The sequence below is a fragment of the Actinoplanes awajinensis subsp. mycoplanecinus genome (genome assembly GCF_001509495.1).
GTDB classification, from domain to species: domain Bacteria; phylum Actinomycetota; class Actinomycetes; order Mycobacteriales; family Micromonosporaceae; genus Actinoplanes; species Actinoplanes palleronii.
Genome location: NZ_LLZH01000200.1, coordinates 29,224 through 43,395, shown reverse-complemented (window position 1 = coordinate 43,395; position 14,172 = coordinate 29,224). Strand labels below are relative to the sequence as shown.

The window sequence follows — 14,172 nt, the reverse complement described above, 5'->3', positions numbered from 1 at the left end:
TGACTTTGTCCGAGAATGACGCTGGCGGTCGGCCCCGGGCTGCCGCCCTGCACAGCACCGACTTGGATGAGACCCGGGTCGTGATCGCCGAGCACTTCTACTCCAACTTCATCGACATGTTGGAGCCGTCCAAGAGCCTCGACACCCAGCTGCGGGTCACCAGGCTCGGCCCGGTCACCATTGGTGACGTGCGCTTCGGCACGGACCTCAAGCTGAGACTGAACGAGCTGGGCGCTTACCACGTCGACGTGCTTCTGTCCGGCCAACTCGAGTGGCAGCAGGGCAGAGACGACCTCAGGGTGGCCACCAACATCAGCGGGGCGGTGTTCCAGCCGGCAGGCGACACGGTCCTGCATCGGTGGAGCGGCGACTGCCGCATGCTGGCCATCAAGATCGACCCCGAAGCCCTCGAGACACAGCTGGCCCGCATGCTCGACACGCCCGTCAGCTCCCCCATTGCGCTCGGCCCCCAGCTGGACCACTCCCACGGACCCGGCCGTACCTGGACCAACCTGATCCGGGTATTCGCCGCGGACGCCTTCGGCGACGACCCCGGCCTGGCGCAAGACCCGCTCCTTGCCGAGCCTTTGCAGGAGATGCTGCTGCGCGGCCTGCTGCTGGCCGGCGACCACCCGTACCGCGACCGGCTGACCACGCCCGGCGGACCCTACCCAGCGCCCCGGGCGATACGACGGGCGATCGACCTCTTGTGCAGCCAGCCCGAACGCCCGATCACCATCGCCCAACTCGCCGACATCACCCACATGAGTGAACGGGCACTGCAGGCAGGCTTCAAACGATACGTAGGCATCCCGCCCACCACGTTCCTGCGTCAGGTCCGCCTCGACCGCGCCCATGAGGAGCTTCGGGAGGCGGATCCCGGCCAGACGACGGTGGCAGACATCGCACACCGCTGGGGATTCCCGCATCTCGGGCGCTTCGCGGGTTTCTACCGTGAGCGGTACGGCGTGACACCGTCGCAAACCCTCTGCGCCTCCGTGCGCTCGAAATAGTGCTGACCGCACGGCGACGCGACGAGCGGAAACCGAGCCGATAATTCTTGGCCGCCCTCCGTTGCGAGTCCGTGAGGTTGCCCGCGCAGGGCTCTAGCCGATGAGTGGTTCGCCGCGTACCCGACTGCCGCGATCCGCGCGGTTCGGTCGGCTGCGGGGTCAGGACAGGCCGAGCAGGAATAGGGTGCCGGCGGTGACCAGGCCGGCTTCGACCAGGAGGATGAACGCGCGGTCGGTGACGTGGCCGACGAGCTTCTTGCCCGTCCACGCCCCGGCGAGCGTCGCCGGGGTGAGGGCGGCACCGAGCCATAACACCCGTGGGGTGAGCAGGTCACCGGCGCCGTACACCGTGAGTTTGGTCAGGTGCATGGTGAGTGCGGCGGTGGCCTCGGTGCCGATGTACGCGGCCCGGGTCAGGCCGTAGGCGAGGAAGAACGGGGCGGTCAGCGGGCCGACCGAGCCCAGCAGCGCGGAACCGAAACCCGACGCCGCGCCGACGGCGGCGAACATCCGGTCACCGGGCTTGCCGGGTTGTCGCCGCAGGTGGCGCCAGACGACGACGCCGATCAGGAAGATTCCGAGGAGGCGTTTGAGCGGGCTCAATGGCGCATGGGTCAGAAGCAGTCCACCGGCGACGGACAGCGGGACCGCTCCGGCCGCGAACCAGCCCACCAGCGGCCACCGGACCGCGTCGCGGTTGAGCCAGGTCCGCGAGCCGTTGCTGGAGAGCTGCGTCAGTGTCAGCATCGGCACGGCGAAGCGCAGCCCGAACAGTGCGGTGAACACCGGCAGCAGCAGCACGCCACCGCCGAACCCGGCGACGCCCGACAGCATCGCCAGCAGGAACGCCGCCGCCGACGCGATCAGCAGGGTGACGGTCATCGGTGCCCGTCCTGATTGAGCAGTGTGCCGGAGGCCCGGCCCGCGAGAAGCCTGCCGATCGTAGTGGTGGCCGTGAGCAGCTCGGGCCGGACAGGCCGTTGCGAAGGAGAAGCCAGTCTACCGAGCACCGGATCGCCCGGCGGTCGCGGCCACGGTCGGTTCGATCGCAGGAGACCTGGTGCGGCAGTGCAGGTCTCGATCATGAGCGGGTGTGTTGTACCTTGCTGCCTGACTTGTCCGTCCACATAGGGGGCACCATGTCAGTCAATTTCTCCCGGCGCTCCGCACTCGGCCTCGGTGCGGCCGCCGCCGCGGCGACCGTCGGCGTCGGGTCGCCCGCGGAAGCCGCCGTGTCCGGGCCCGCGGCTGTCAAGAAGGTGTACGAGAAGCAGAAGGCCAAGGTCGGCGGCCTGTGGCACACCCACATGGCGGCCGTGGACGCGACCGGTGCGATCACGCCGTTCGTCGAGGACGACGCCGACCACGTCACGTACGGCTACAGCGTGCAGAAGCTGGCCGTGGCGACCGCGGTGCTCGACAAGGTCGACCGGGGTGAGCTCACCATGGGCACCAAGGTCGACCTGCAGGGCGACATCGTCCTCGACGGGTCGGGCATCTACTTCCTGCAGGGCACGTACGGCGACGACCTCACCGTGGCCGGGTTCCTGACCGCGATGCTGCTGGTCTCGGACAACACCGCGGTACGCCTGTGCGGCCGGCTGGTCCCGGCGCTGGAGATCAACCAGATCCTCGCGGCCAAGGGGTTCGTGCAGACCCGGGTCATCCCGGTGGCGAACCCGAACCGCTTCTACCTGGGGGTGACCACGCCGCGCGAGATGCACGACCTGCTGTGGCGTCTGGCGACCAAGACGCTGCTGTCGCCGGCCTCGTGCGACTTCATGCTGCGGGTGACCCGTGGTCTCAGCGGCTACCACGACGGCGTGCGCCGGGTGATGTCGTCGCGGGAGCGCGAGCGCGTCGCGACGAAGTACGGCGCCGACTTCAACGAGCTCGGTGAGTCACGGCACGAGGTCGGCATCATGTTCGACACCAACGGCGTGCCGCTGCTGACCTACGCGATGTTCGCCGAGGGCCTGGGTGACCCGCTGAACTACGGCGCGACGCACCCGGCGGTCGAGGCGCACGCGAAGATCGGCCGCGCGTTGATCGACAACCTGCCGCCGACGCCGGGCGCCACGGTGGCGCCGCGGTCGAAGATTCAGCACTTCAAGCCGGTCAGCGGCGGCTGACCCGGCCCGCGGTCATGGCAGCCGGATGCCGTCTGCCATGACCGCGGCACCACCCGGTCGCGCCGCGCAGCCGCGTAGTCCTCGAGGACTACGCCGGGAACCCGTCCGCCGGCGGATGCGACCGTCCGCCGGCGCGCCCTAGATTCGGTACGTGAACGGTATGGACAGTGCGTCGGCACGTGCCTGGTGGGCTGCCACCGCGGACCCGTTGCCGCGGGCGGCGACCCGATGGCGCGCCTGGCTGCCGCACGTGCTGGTGGCCGGCTTCGCGGTGCTCACCGCCGCCGTGACGACCGGCCTGGCGTTCAGCCAGCCGGTCAGCGGCGCGGAGCTGACCGTCTCGCTGCTCGCCTGCGCGGCGGTGGTCCTCGCGGTGTTCCGCCCGGTCCCGGCCTGGTGGTCGGCGATCCTGATCCTGATCGCCGGGGCGCTGACGACCGGCCCGCCGTACCCGTGGGGTTACCTCGCGATCCTGCCGGCGGCCGCAGTGCTGTTCCTGCTGGCGCTGCGGGTCCGCGCCAGGGTGTTGTTCGCGTCGCTGGCCGCGGGTCTGCTGGCGCTGCTGGCCGCGACCGGGTTCGCTCTCGGGGAGCACAGCGGCTACGGCGTGCTCGGCCTGCTGACCGGCACCGAGCCCGGCCGGGTCGCGCTGCTGCTCGGCGGCGTCGCCGGCGTGGGCACACTGCGGCGCGCCCGGCGGGTCAGCGGTGCCCGGCTGGCCGCGCAGGTGACCCTCAACGCCGACGAGCGGGCCCGGCGCATGCTGCTGGAGGAACGCGGCCGGATCGCCCGCGAGCTGCACGACGTCGTCGCCCACCACCTGTCGGTGATCTCCATTCAGGCGCAGGTCGCACCGCACCTGGTCACCGACCCGCCGGCCGAGCTGCGCGAGAACCTCACCGGCATCCGGCAGAACGCCCTCGACGCGCTCACCGAGCTGCGCCGGGTCCTCGGCGTGCTGCGCGCCGGCACCGCGCCGCACGCGCCCCAGCCGGCCCTCGCCGACCTCGGCGAGCTGGTCGCCAACGTGCGCGCCGCCGGTCCCGCCGTCGCGGTCGAGGTCACCGGGACGCCGCGCCCGCTGTCGCCGGGCGTGGAGCTGTCCGCGTACCGGATCGTGCAGGAGGCGCTCAGCAACGCCATCCGCCACGCGCCGGGCGCGCCGGTGCGGGTGCGGATCGCGTACCGTCCGGCGAGCCTCGGTGTCCGGATCGGCAACGCCGCCCCGGCCCGGCCGGGGCAGCCCTCGCCCGGCGCCGGGCACGGCCTGCCCGGCATGCGGGAACGCGCCGCCATGCTCGACGGTGACCTGGCGGCCGGGCCGACCCCGGACGGCGGGTACGAAGTGAGCGTGACCCTGCCGGCCCCGGCCGCCCCGTGACCGGGATCCGGGTACTGATCGCCGACGACCAGATGCTGGTCCGGCAGGGCTTCACCGTGCTGCTCGGCGCCGAGCCCGGCATCGAGGTGGTCGGGCAGGCCGTCGACGGCCTCGACGCGGTCGCCAAGGTCGCCGCGCTGGCCCCGGACGTCGTGCTCATGGACATCCGGATGCCGCGCCTGGGTGGCATCGACGCGACCCGCCGGATCTCCGGCGGCGCGGTCAAGGTCCTGGTGCTGACCACGTTCGACCTCGACGAGTACGTCTACGAGGCGCTGCGCGCGGGCGCCTCCGGGTTCCTGCTCAAGGACGCCTCGGCCGCCGAGCTCGCGCACGCGGTCCGGGTGGTCGCGGCCGGCGACGGCCTGCTCTCGCCGGACATCACCCGGCGGCTGATCGCCGAGTTCTCCCGCACGTGCGGCCCGCCGCGCACCCCGCTCAAGGACCGGGTCGGTGGGCTGACCGAGCGCGAGACCGAGGTCCTGGCGCTGATCGCCCAGGGCCTGTCCAACGCGGAGATCGCCGCGCAGCTGTTCGTCGCCGAGCACACCGTCAAGACCCACGTCAGCCGGATCCTGACCAAACTCGGCCTGCGCGACCGGACCCAGGCCGCGATCTTCGCGTACGAGGTGGGCCTGGTCCGCCCGGCCGGGTAGTCCTCAGGAGTGAGGCCGGCTGGTAGCTCCACGGGCGGATGCCCGGCCGGTGCCGCACTTCCTAGCGTCGTGCCATGACCAGCGAAGAGATCGTCGTCAGCCTCGACGAGGTGCGCAAGGAGTTCGGCGACACGACCGCCCTGGGCGGGGTGTCGGTGCGGATCCACGCGGGAGAGGCCGTCGCGGTGACCGGACCGTCCGGCTGCGGCAAGTCCACCCTGCTGAACATGATCGCCGGCCTGGACCGGCCCACCGCGGGAACGGTCACCGTGCAGGGCGAGAATCTGGCCCTGCTGAGCGAGACCGGTCTGGCGCTGTTCCGGCGCCGGCACCTCGGCATGATCTTCCAGTTCTTCAACCTGCTCGACGACCTGCCGGCCCTGGACAACGTCGCGCTCGCCGGCCAGCTCACCGGCGCGTCGGCCCGGCAGTCCCGGGCCCGGGCCCTGGAGCTGCTCGGCGAGCTCGGGGTCGCCGCCCGCCGCGACAGTTACCCGGCCGCGTTGAGCGGCGGCGAACGCCAGCGGGTGGCGGTGGCCCGGGCGCTGATGAACCGCCCTGCCCTGCTGCTGGCCGACGAACCGACCGGCGCGCTGGACAGCCGTTCCGGTGCGGACGTGATGCAGATGCTGCTCGACCTGAACCGGAGCGGACAGACCCTGCTGATCGTCACCCACGATCCGCAACTGGCCGCCCGCTGCGGGCGCATCGTCGAGATGACCGACGGCCGGGTCGCCCGCGAGCGCACCCCGGAGCGTGCGGCATGAGCGCCGTGGGGACGGCCGCGCGGTCGATCGTCCGGCGCCGCAAGGTGCAGACCTTCGTGATCGCCCTGGTGGTGCTGTTCTCCACCCTGACCGTGGTGATCGCGCTGGCCCTGCTGGTCGCCGCCTCGGCACCATTCGACCGGGCCTTCGCCGCACAGCACGGCGCGCACGCGGTCGTGACGTTCGACCGGCCCACGGTCTCCGGTGCGCAACTCGCGCAGGCCGCCGGCCGCCCCGGCACGGTGGCCGCGGGTCCGTTCGACGCGGTGGTGCTGGAGGTGCCCGAGGAGTTCCTGTGGCGGCCGGCCGGGCCGCTGGTCGTGGTCGGCCGCGCCGATCCGGGCGGCCCGGTCGACCGGCTCGATCTGGTCTCCGGCCGCTGGGCCACCGCCCCGGGCGAGATCGTGGTCAGCTACCCGACCGGCGGCGGCGGACACATCGACCTGCCCGACGCGCCGATCGGGGCGACCGGTGCGCCCCCGCTGACCGTGGTCGGCTTCGCCATCAGCATGAGCGGCTCGGCCGACGCCTGGGTCGCGCCCGCACAGATGGCGGCACTGCACCCCACCGCCCGGCAGATGCTCTACCGGTTCGCCGCGGCGTCGACCGACGCCCAGGTCGCCGCGGGCGTGCAGCGGGCCACCGCCGGCCTGCCGCCGGGTGCGATCACCGCCACGCAGTCCTATCTCACCGGCAAACGGGCGTTCGCCGCGATGGCCGACTCGTACCTGCCGATCATCACGGTGTTCGGGCTGCTCGGTCTGGTGGTCTCGGTGGTGATCGTCGGGAACGTGGTCAGCGGCGCGGTCGTCTCCGGCTACCGGCGCATCGGTGTGCTCAAGGCCCTGGGGTTCACCTCGCGGCAGGTGATCGCCGTCTACCTCGCGATGATCTCCACACCGGCGCTCGCCGGGTGCCTGCTCGGCGCGTTGTCCGGCGCGCTGCTGGCACCGGCCATCCTGAAGATCGCGTTCGCCGGCATCCACACCGGCACCGCCGTCATCGGCGTACCCGCCTGGGTGCCGGTGCTCTGCGCCCTGGCGATGCTGGCCGTCGTGGTGCTCGCCGCGCTGGTCCCCGCGGTGCGGGCCGGCCGGCTCTCCGCCGCCCGGGCGATCACCGCGGGCAGCGCACCCCGGGCCGGTCGGGGCCTGCGCGCGCAGCGCTACCTCGCCGGGCTGCCGATCCCGCGCCCGGTCAGCCTGGGCCTCGGCCAGCTGGTCACCCGCCCGGGCCGGGCCGCGCTCACCGCCGTGGTGATCGTCCTCGGCGTCGCCACCGCGACCCTGTCGACCGGCCTGACCAGCACGATGGTTGCCTTCGCCGGGCTGAACCACGGCGACGGCGTGCCCGTGGTCGACGTGGTGGTCGGCACGCCGGGCAACCAGCACACCGTACCCAAAAGGACCGACAAACAGATCGAAGCACTTCTGTACGCGGTGCCCGGCGCCGATACCGTCACCGCGCGGGCACTGTGCCAGGTCCGGCTGCTCGGCCACCCGCAGCCGATCTACGTCAACTTCTACCGCGGCGACACGTCGGCGGACGCCGAGCAGATCGTCGCCGGGCGGATGGCGGCCGCACCCGACGAGGTGGTGACCGGCCCGTCGTTCCTGACCCAGCACGGGGTGGCGGTCGGCGACCGGATCACCCTCGAACTCGGCGACCGGCGCGTGCCCGTGACGATCACCGGCGAGCTGATCGGCAGCAGCCCCGACGCGGTCGACGCCACCTGGCCGCTGCTGGACCTGCTCGCGCCGGGCACCCCGGCGGTCGACTACACGGTCACCCTGGCCCCGGGCGCCGACGCGGCCGCCTACGTCCGATCGGCCGGGGCGGCCGAACCGGGCATCATGGTCGCGGCGCGCGGCCCCGGCAACGCCGCCACCACGACCATCGTGACCTTCGCCGCGGTCTTCACCGTGCTGCTGGGCGCGGTCGCGGCGCTCGGCGTGTTCAACACGGTGTTGCTCACCACCCGCGAACGCCGCCGGGACCTCGGCATGCTCAAGGCGATCGGGATGACCCCGCGCCAGGTCGTCACGCTGACGGTGACGTCGGTGACCGCGCTCGGCGCGCTCAGCGGGCTGCTGGCCATCCCGGCCGGCATCGCCGCACACCGGCTGATCGTCGACCACGTCGGTGTGGTGGCGTTCCCGGAGTCGATGAAAGCGGTCTGGCACGCGCCGCAACTGGCCGCCCTGGCCGTGGCCGGCGTGCTCATCGCGGTCCTCGGCGCGCTGGCCCCGGCGCGCACGGCGGCCCGCCTGACCGTCGGCGAGGTGCTGCACACCGAATAGCGGCGGCTCACCGCAGGACGACCACGGCCCGCGGTGCGGGTCCGCCGGTGGATCGGCGCGCGACACTGTGGTGTCGCCGGCGCCGTCGAGGACCGGCCGTGACACAGGAAGGCCGTTCATGGCACCCACCTTCTCCGTCCAGGACATCCCGTTCAGCTACCGCGGGTCCTGGTTCGGCATCTCCCCGGTGATCGCGGAGAAGACCTACGCGGACGACCTGCACCTGGTGTCGCACCAGACCGGCATGCATCCCGTGCTGCGTTTCGAGGCCCGTGACGGTGCCGCCCGCGCCGACCCGGCCATCGTGGCGACACCCTCGCGGCTGACCTGGCTCGGCGACGGCGGCCGCATCGACCTGGTTTTCGACAACCACGACACCATTCGGGTACGAGGTGAAGGTCTCGGCCTGCGCCTCGCCGCGGCGGCCACCGAGCTGACCCCGTTCAGCGGCACCTACCTCTACACCGACCCGGTCGACGGCTCGCACGTCTTCACCTCGTACGAGACCGGCCGCCGGTACCGGGTCACCGTGCTGGCCGGTGACCCGGTGGTGGCCGGCTCGCAACTGCTCGGCGTGGGGGAGCGCCACGTCGACCTGCCCAGCGGGACCACGTGGGAGATCGCCGTCGAGGAGTACGCGACGGCGCGCGCCCGGTACTCCTCGACGGCGAGCTTCGCGCAGGTGGCTGACGCCGTACACAAGCAATTTGCTCTTTTCCTGGAAGCGGTCGCGCCGTGGCGCAGCGACCGCACCCCGGCCGCGGACCTCGCCGCCTACGTGATGTGGTCGGCCACCGTGGACCCGGGCGGTTTTGTCACCCGTCCGGCCGTGCTGATGTCCAAGCACTGGATGGACAAGGTGTGGAGCTGGGATCACTGCTTCAACGCCATCGCGCTGGCCACCGGCGACCCCGGCCTGGCCTGGGACCAGTTCCGGCTGCCGTTCGACCACCAGGACCCGGCCGGCGCGCTGCCGGACTCGGTGACCCACTCCGAGGTGCTCCACAACTTCGTCAAGCCGCCGATCCACGGCTGGGCGCTCGGCCTGCTGCGCGAGCGCGCGCACCTGGACCCCGAGCACCTGCGGGAGGTGTACGAGTCGCTGAGCCGCTGGACCCGGTTCTGGCTGACCGGCCGCCGGGCACCCGGGCACGAGCTGGCGCACTACCAGCACGGCAACGACAGCGGCTGGGACAACGCCACCACCTTCGACGAGCACCGGGTCCTGGAGACTGCGGATCTCGCCGCCTTCCTGGTGACCCAGCTGCGTGAACTGGCCACGCTCGCCGCGGAGCTCGACGAACCGGCCGACGCCCAGCAGTGGAGCGCCGACGCCGACCGGATGCGCGACGCGCTGCTCGACCAGCTCTGGGACGGCGACCGGTTCATCGCCCGCAGCCCGTTCACGGGGTTGCCGAGCACCAGCGCCAGCCTGCTCGCGCTGATGCCGATCGTGCTCGGCGCCGACCTGCCGGCCGAGGTCGGCGAGCGTCTCGCCGCCGGTCTGCGGGCGCATCTGACCGCGCACGGGCTGGCCACCGAACCGGTCGACTCGCCGCACTACGCGGCCGACGGGTACTGGCGCGGGCCGATCTGGGCGCCGTCGACCGTGCTGATCGAGGACGGTCTGCGCCGGGCCGGGCACACCGAGCTGGCCGACGAGGTGAGCCGGCGGTTCCGGGCGCTGTGCGAGAAGTCCGGGTTCGCGGAGAACTTCGACGCCGAGACCGGGGCCGGGTTGCGCGACCGGGCGTACACCTGGACGGCCAGCAGCTATCTGATCCTGGCCGCCGCCTACGAAGGTCGCTGACCGCGGGCTCGCCGGGACCCGCCGCCGCGATCAGACGTACCACGCCCGGTCCGGCCGGGCGGTCGTCGCCGGGAAATAGCAGCAGCGCATGCCGGTGTGTACCCGGGCGCGCAGGTGACCACCGATGAGCGCGTCCCGGTCGTGGATCCGGGTGATCGCCCGGCGGATGGCCCGGCCGGCGGCGAGCCGGGCGCGTTCCGCGTCGTCGGTGAAGTCGCGGGACCGGCCGCCGAGCCCGACGCCGGCGGCCATCTCCCGGACCAGCCAGTCGCGTTCGGCCCGGGCCCGCGCGGCCTGCTCCGGCGGGCCGGCCGACTCCAGCTCGTCGATCTCGTCGCGCAGCCGGGACAGCCGCTGCCGGTACTGCTGGATCGCCGTGCGGTCGAGCACCGGCTGGGCCGACCCGGCCGGGCGCGGCACCGGCCGGGCCAGTGCGGCCACGCCACTGACCAGCTCGATCGCCGGGATGTCGACCCCCGGGTTGGCCAGCAGGACCGCCAGGTGCAGCAGGCCGACGCTGTGCGCGACCAGCAGCCGGCGGCCGCCCAGGCCGACCCGCCACGACCGGCCGTCCCGGACACACGTCGCGATCCCGCCGTCCACCGTGCTCTCGTGGCCCGGCCACGCGTCGACCACCACCGCCGTGCTGACCATCGTCGCTCCCCGTCGTCGTCGCGGCCCCCGGAGCGGCGGCCGACGCCCCTCAGGGTGGTGGTGCTCGTGTCCCGCGGTCGTGGTGCGGATGTCCCGGCCGGCCGGGACGTTCCGGCACCGGCGCGGCTGCGTCGGATATCGGTCTCGGTCGTTGTCCTCTGATCGTCGATCATGTCGCCTGGGCGACAGCACGGCACCGGGACACTGCGCACACTGCATGAGGCCCCCAGCCGAAACCGCGTTCACTCTCGGAGGAGCCGTCATGTCCGCAGGTCTGCCCCAGGACATCAATCTCATCGTCATCGCCGTCTCGGCCACGAGCAGCCGGGCGCACCTCTATCCAGATGTGAAGACGCTGCTCACCGCCCTGGACGGACTGGTCGTGGCCGGTGGGTCCAACCTGCGGATGGAGTTCTTCGACAAGCAGGGGGTGCGGATGCACCCGGTGTTCGGCAAGAAGTGGCAGCTGGTCGGCATCGAGGCCGGTGTCGACGGCCCGGAACCGGAGATCCTGCTGAGCCGGCTGCGCACCGCCGTCACGGACATCGAGACCTACCTGTTCGACCCGGTCGTGGCGGACGTGCTGGCCGGGATGAAGCTGACGCCGAAGCAGGCCGCCGCGCGGCTGCCCCGGCTGGCCGAGGTGACCGACCTGGCCGAGGCCCTCCGCCGGTGCGACGGCCCGTTCGGGCACGCCGACGCCGACCCGGGCGACAACGGCAGTCCGCTGCACAACCTGTTCGTCCACGGCATCCTCTGACCGCCGAGGTGGCCACCGTCCTGACCACGCCGGACCCGATCGCGGCGAGCGCGCCGGCCGGGCCCCGGACCGCGCTGATCACCGGGGTGGCGCTGCTGGCGCTGGCGGTGGCCGGCCAGGTGCGCGGCACCGGTGAGGTGACCTCCGGCGTGATCGGGCTGACCGCGCCGATCGCCGTCGCATACACGATCATGGGGGCTCTGGTGCTGGCCGGCGTGCCCGGCCAGCCGGTCGGGCGGCTGACGCTGGCCGCCGGCGGGCTGGCCGCCGTCGCCACGCTGGCCGCGAGCTGGTCGCACTGGGTGGTGGCGGCCTGGCTCAGCCAGTGGCTGTGGTGGCCGCCGATCGGGCTGATCTTCCTGGCCCTGCTGGTCTTCCCGGACGGGCGGCTGCCGTCGCGGCGGTGGCGGCCGCTCGCCGCCGGGCTCGCCGCGGCGACCGTGGTGGCGAGCGTGGCGCTGGCGCTGGCCGCCGCCGCCCATCCGTACACCCTGCTCACCGAGGTGACCGTGGTGACGCCGCAGGCCCGGCTGCTGCTGCGGATCGCCGCCGCCGCGATCGTGCTCGCGGCGGCCGGCCTGTTCGCCGTGCTCGGGTCGCTGGTCGTCCGGTGGCGCCGGGCCGCCGGGGAGACCCGCAGCCAGCTCGCCTGCCTGGTCGCGGCGGGCGCGATGCTGGTCGTCGGGCTGGCCCTGAGCGTGCTGAACCTGCCCGGCTCGTCCGTGGTGATCACGCTGGCCCTGCCGCTGGCGATGACGGTGGCCGTGCTCCAGCACCGGCTCTACGGGCTGGACCAGGTCATCCACCGGGGCATCGTCTGGCTGCTGATGACGGTGCTGGTGGTCGGCGGCTTCGTGGTGATCGTCGCCGGTCTGGGCGGCGAGGTCACCGGCGGGGACACCTCGATCGCCTCGCTGGTGGCGACCGGGCTGATCGCGGTGACGTTCGAGCCGCTGCGCCGGCGGGTGCAGCGCTACGTCGACCGGCTCGTCTACGGCGACCGCGACGACCCGTACGAGGTGATCGCCCGGCTCGGCGGGCTGCTCGGCTGGACCGGGGAGCCGACCGCGCTGCTGCCGCTGCTGACCGGGTCGATCGCCGGCTCGCTGCGGGTGCCGTACGTGGCGGTGGAGATCGACGGCCGGGCCGGCCCGCGGCTGCTGGCCGAGCACGGCACGGCCGGCACCCCGATCGAGGCCTTCGACATGGTGGCCCGCGGTGACCGGGTCGGCCGGCTGCTGGTGGCCACCCGCAGCCGCGGCGCCCGGTTCACCCGCCGGGAACGCCGGCTGCTGCGCGACGCCGCGGTGCACGCCGGGGTGGCCGCCGAGGCGACCCGGCTGATCCGCGATCTGCAGGACTCCCGCGAGCGCCTGGTGCTGGCCCGCGAGGAGGAACGCCGCCGGCTGCGCCGCGATCTGCACGACGGGCTCGGTCCGGCCATCGCGGGTATGTCTATGCAGGTCCGCGCCGCGCAGAAGCTGCTGACCGACCCGGACCGCGCCGCCGAGCGCCTGCCGGAGCGGGCCGGCGAGATCCTCGGCACCCTCGCCACCGACCTGCGCACCTGCACCGCCGAGCTGCGCCAGCTGGTCGACCAGCTGCGCCCGGCGGCCCTGGACCACGGCCTGGCCGACGCGTTGCGCGCCGAGTGCCGGCGTTTCGACACGACCGGCCTGACCGTGCGGCTGCGGATCGAGCAGCCGCTGGACGGTCTGCCGGCCGCCGTCGAGGTGGCGGCGTACCGGATCGTCGCCGAGTCGCTGACCAACGTGGCGCGGCACGCCCGGGCCGGCGCCTGCCAGGTCACCGTGCGGCGCGGCCGGACCCTGCGCATCGACATCGTGGACGACGGCGTCGGGCTGTCCGCGGCACCCCGCAGCGGGGTCGGCCTGGACTCGATGCGTGAGCGGGTGGCCGAGCTCGGCGGGGAGTACGAGATCGGCCCGGCCCAGCCCCGCGGCACCGCCGTGCGGGTCGCTCTGGCCCTGCCCGCGGAGCCGGCGTCGTGATCGCCGGCCGGCGGGTGCTCGTGGTCGACGACCACCCGGTGGTGCGCCGGGGTCTGCGCGCCATGCTGGAGAGCGAGTCCTGGGTGGCCACGGTCACCGAGGCGGCCACGGTCGCCGAGGCGGTGCGCGCGGCCACCGTCGGCCCGGTGCACCTGATCGCGATGGACGTGGGCCTGCCGGACGGGGACGGCATCGACGCGGCCGGCCGGATCCTGCGGGCCGCGCCCGGCACCCGGGTGCTGATCCTGACCATGGACGACGACGAGAGCGTGGTGGACCGGGCACTGCGCGCCGGCGCGCACGGGTTCCTGCTCAAGGACACCGATCCGGAGCTGGTGGTGGACTCGCTGCGGACCGTCGCCGGCGGGGGCGTCGTGCTCGGCCCGCGCACGGCGGGGGCGCTGCTGACCGGGATGCGTGCGGCGCCGGCCCGGGTCCCGGCGCCGTTCGACCGGTTGTCCGAGCGGGAACGTGAGGTGGTGACCCGGCTGACCGCGGGGGAGAGCAACGCCCAGATCGCCCGGCGGCTGGGACTGAGTGAGAAGACCGTACGCAATCAGCTCTCCTTGATTTTCAGCAAGCTCGGCGTGACCGACCGCCTCCGGGTCGCCCTGCTGGCCCGCGACGCAGGCCTGCGGTGACCACGGAAATCGCCTCGGGCAGCCACCGCGAAGAGGTGACTGCCCG

At 73.2% G+C, this 14,172-nt stretch carries 12 protein-coding genes; 10 read left to right on the top strand and 2 right to left on the bottom strand.

All coding sequences use genetic code 11. From position 1 onward, the window contains the following. Positions 1-5: 5 nt before the first annotated feature. Positions 6-1,013, top strand: coding sequence for a helix-turn-helix transcriptional regulator (locus ADL15_RS21340; RefSeq protein WP_198170926.1), 1,008 nt, complete (start codon positions 6-8; stop codon positions 1,011-1,013). Between the two features lie 159 nt (positions 1,014-1,172). Here the strand turns inward: ADL15_RS21340 and ADL15_RS21335 are convergent, their stop codons facing one another. Next, positions 1,173-1,895 (bottom strand): sulfite exporter TauE/SafE family protein, encoded by a 723-nt coding sequence (locus tag ADL15_RS21335; protein WP_067693901.1) that lies wholly within the window; start codon positions 1,893-1,895, stop codon positions 1,173-1,175. Between the two features lie 257 nt (positions 1,896-2,152). Between ADL15_RS21335 and ADL15_RS21330 the strand changes: the two genes are divergently transcribed. The 6 genes from ADL15_RS21330 to ADL15_RS21305 all read left to right on the top strand — a co-directional run bounded on the left by ADL15_RS21330 (position 2,153) and on the right by ADL15_RS21305 (position 10,059). After that, positions 2,153-3,145 carry a serine hydrolase gene (locus ADL15_RS21330; protein ID WP_067693897.1) on the top strand — a complete coding sequence of 331 codons (993 nt, stop codon included), beginning with the start codon at positions 2,153-2,155 and terminating at the stop codon, positions 3,143-3,145. A gap of 160 nt (positions 3,146-3,305) precedes the next feature. Then, positions 3,306-4,526, top strand: coding sequence for a sensor histidine kinase (locus ADL15_RS21325; RefSeq protein WP_067694045.1), 1,221 nt, complete (start codon positions 3,306-3,308; stop codon positions 4,524-4,526). Further along, complete coding sequence (locus tag ADL15_RS21320; protein WP_083971532.1) at positions 4,523-5,182, top strand: response regulator; 660 nt, start codon at positions 4,523-4,525, stop codon at positions 5,180-5,182. The genes ADL15_RS21325 and ADL15_RS21320 overlap by 4 nt, the downstream gene beginning before the upstream one ends. Positions 5,183-5,256: 74 nt before the next feature. Continuing rightward, positions 5,257-5,949 carry an ABC transporter ATP-binding protein gene (locus ADL15_RS21315; protein ID WP_067693894.1) on the top strand — a complete coding sequence of 231 codons (693 nt, stop codon included), beginning with the start codon at positions 5,257-5,259 and terminating at the stop codon, positions 5,947-5,949. Further along, entirely contained in the window at positions 5,946-8,249 is a 2,304-nt protein-coding gene (locus ADL15_RS21310; RefSeq protein ID WP_067693892.1) for an ABC transporter permease, read from the top strand. The genes ADL15_RS21315 and ADL15_RS21310 overlap by 4 nt, the downstream gene beginning before the upstream one ends. Before the next feature lie 118 nt (positions 8,250-8,367). Beyond that, complete coding sequence (locus tag ADL15_RS21305) at positions 8,368-10,059, top strand: amylo-alpha-1,6-glucosidase (protein ID WP_067693889.1); 1,692 nt, start codon at positions 8,368-8,370, stop codon at positions 10,057-10,059. A 30-nt stretch (positions 10,060-10,089) separates the two neighbouring features. Here the strand turns inward: ADL15_RS21305 and ADL15_RS21300 are convergent, their stop codons facing one another. Then, the gene (locus ADL15_RS21300; protein ID WP_067693886.1) at positions 10,090-10,713 is read right to left on the bottom strand and encodes a hypothetical protein; all 624 of its coding nucleotides are present in this window, start codon (positions 10,711-10,713) and stop codon (positions 10,090-10,092) included. A 262-nt stretch (positions 10,714-10,975) separates the two neighbouring features. On the opposite strand from ADL15_RS21300, the gene ADL15_RS21295 reads away from it, so the two are divergent. Genes ADL15_RS21295 through ADL15_RS21285 form a run of 3 tightly spaced genes read left to right on the top strand, consistent with a single transcriptional unit; the run spans position 10,976 to position 14,126 of the window. Continuing rightward, the gene (locus ADL15_RS21295; RefSeq protein ID WP_067693884.1) at positions 10,976-11,473 is read left to right on the top strand and encodes a hypothetical protein; all 498 of its coding nucleotides are present in this window, start codon (positions 10,976-10,978) and stop codon (positions 11,471-11,473) included. Between the two features lie 8 nt (positions 11,474-11,481). Beyond that, entirely contained in the window at positions 11,482-13,485 is a 2,004-nt protein-coding gene (locus ADL15_RS21290) for a sensor histidine kinase (protein WP_232344255.1), read from the top strand. After that, a complete protein-coding gene (locus tag ADL15_RS21285; RefSeq protein ID WP_083971530.1) occupies positions 13,482-14,126 on the top strand; it encodes a response regulator transcription factor in 645 nt (214 codons plus the stop codon). Before ADL15_RS21290 ends, ADL15_RS21285 begins: the two co-directional genes overlap by 4 nt. The last annotated feature ends 46 nt before the right edge of the window (positions 14,127-14,172 follow it).

What these genes read in the sequence shown, in the direction of transcription:
- ADL15_RS21335 (WP_067693901.1), bottom strand. Translation starts at nt 1,895, where the DNA reads ATGACCGTCACCCTGCTGATCGCGTCGGCGGCGGCGTTCCTGCTGGCG.
- ADL15_RS21330 (WP_067693897.1), top strand. Translation starts at nt 2,153, where the DNA reads ATGTCAGTCAATTTCTCCCGGCGCTCCGCACTCGGCCTCGGTGCGGCC.
- ADL15_RS21325 (WP_067694045.1), top strand. Translation starts at nt 3,306, where the DNA reads ATGGACAGTGCGTCGGCACGTGCCTGGTGGGCTGCCACCGCGGACCCG.
- ADL15_RS21315 (WP_067693894.1), top strand. Translation starts at nt 5,257, where the DNA reads ATGACCAGCGAAGAGATCGTCGTCAGCCTCGACGAGGTGCGCAAGGAG.
- ADL15_RS21310 (WP_067693892.1), top strand. Translation starts at nt 5,946, where the DNA reads ATGAGCGCCGTGGGGACGGCCGCGCGGTCGATCGTCCGGCGCCGCAAG.
- ADL15_RS21305 (WP_067693889.1), top strand. Translation starts at nt 8,368, where the DNA reads ATGGCACCCACCTTCTCCGTCCAGGACATCCCGTTCAGCTACCGCGGG.
- ADL15_RS21300 (WP_067693886.1), bottom strand. Translation starts at nt 10,713, where the DNA reads ATGGTCAGCACGGCGGTGGTGGTCGACGCGTGGCCGGGCCACGAGAGC.
- ADL15_RS21295 (WP_067693884.1), top strand. Translation starts at nt 10,976, where the DNA reads ATGTCCGCAGGTCTGCCCCAGGACATCAATCTCATCGTCATCGCCGTC.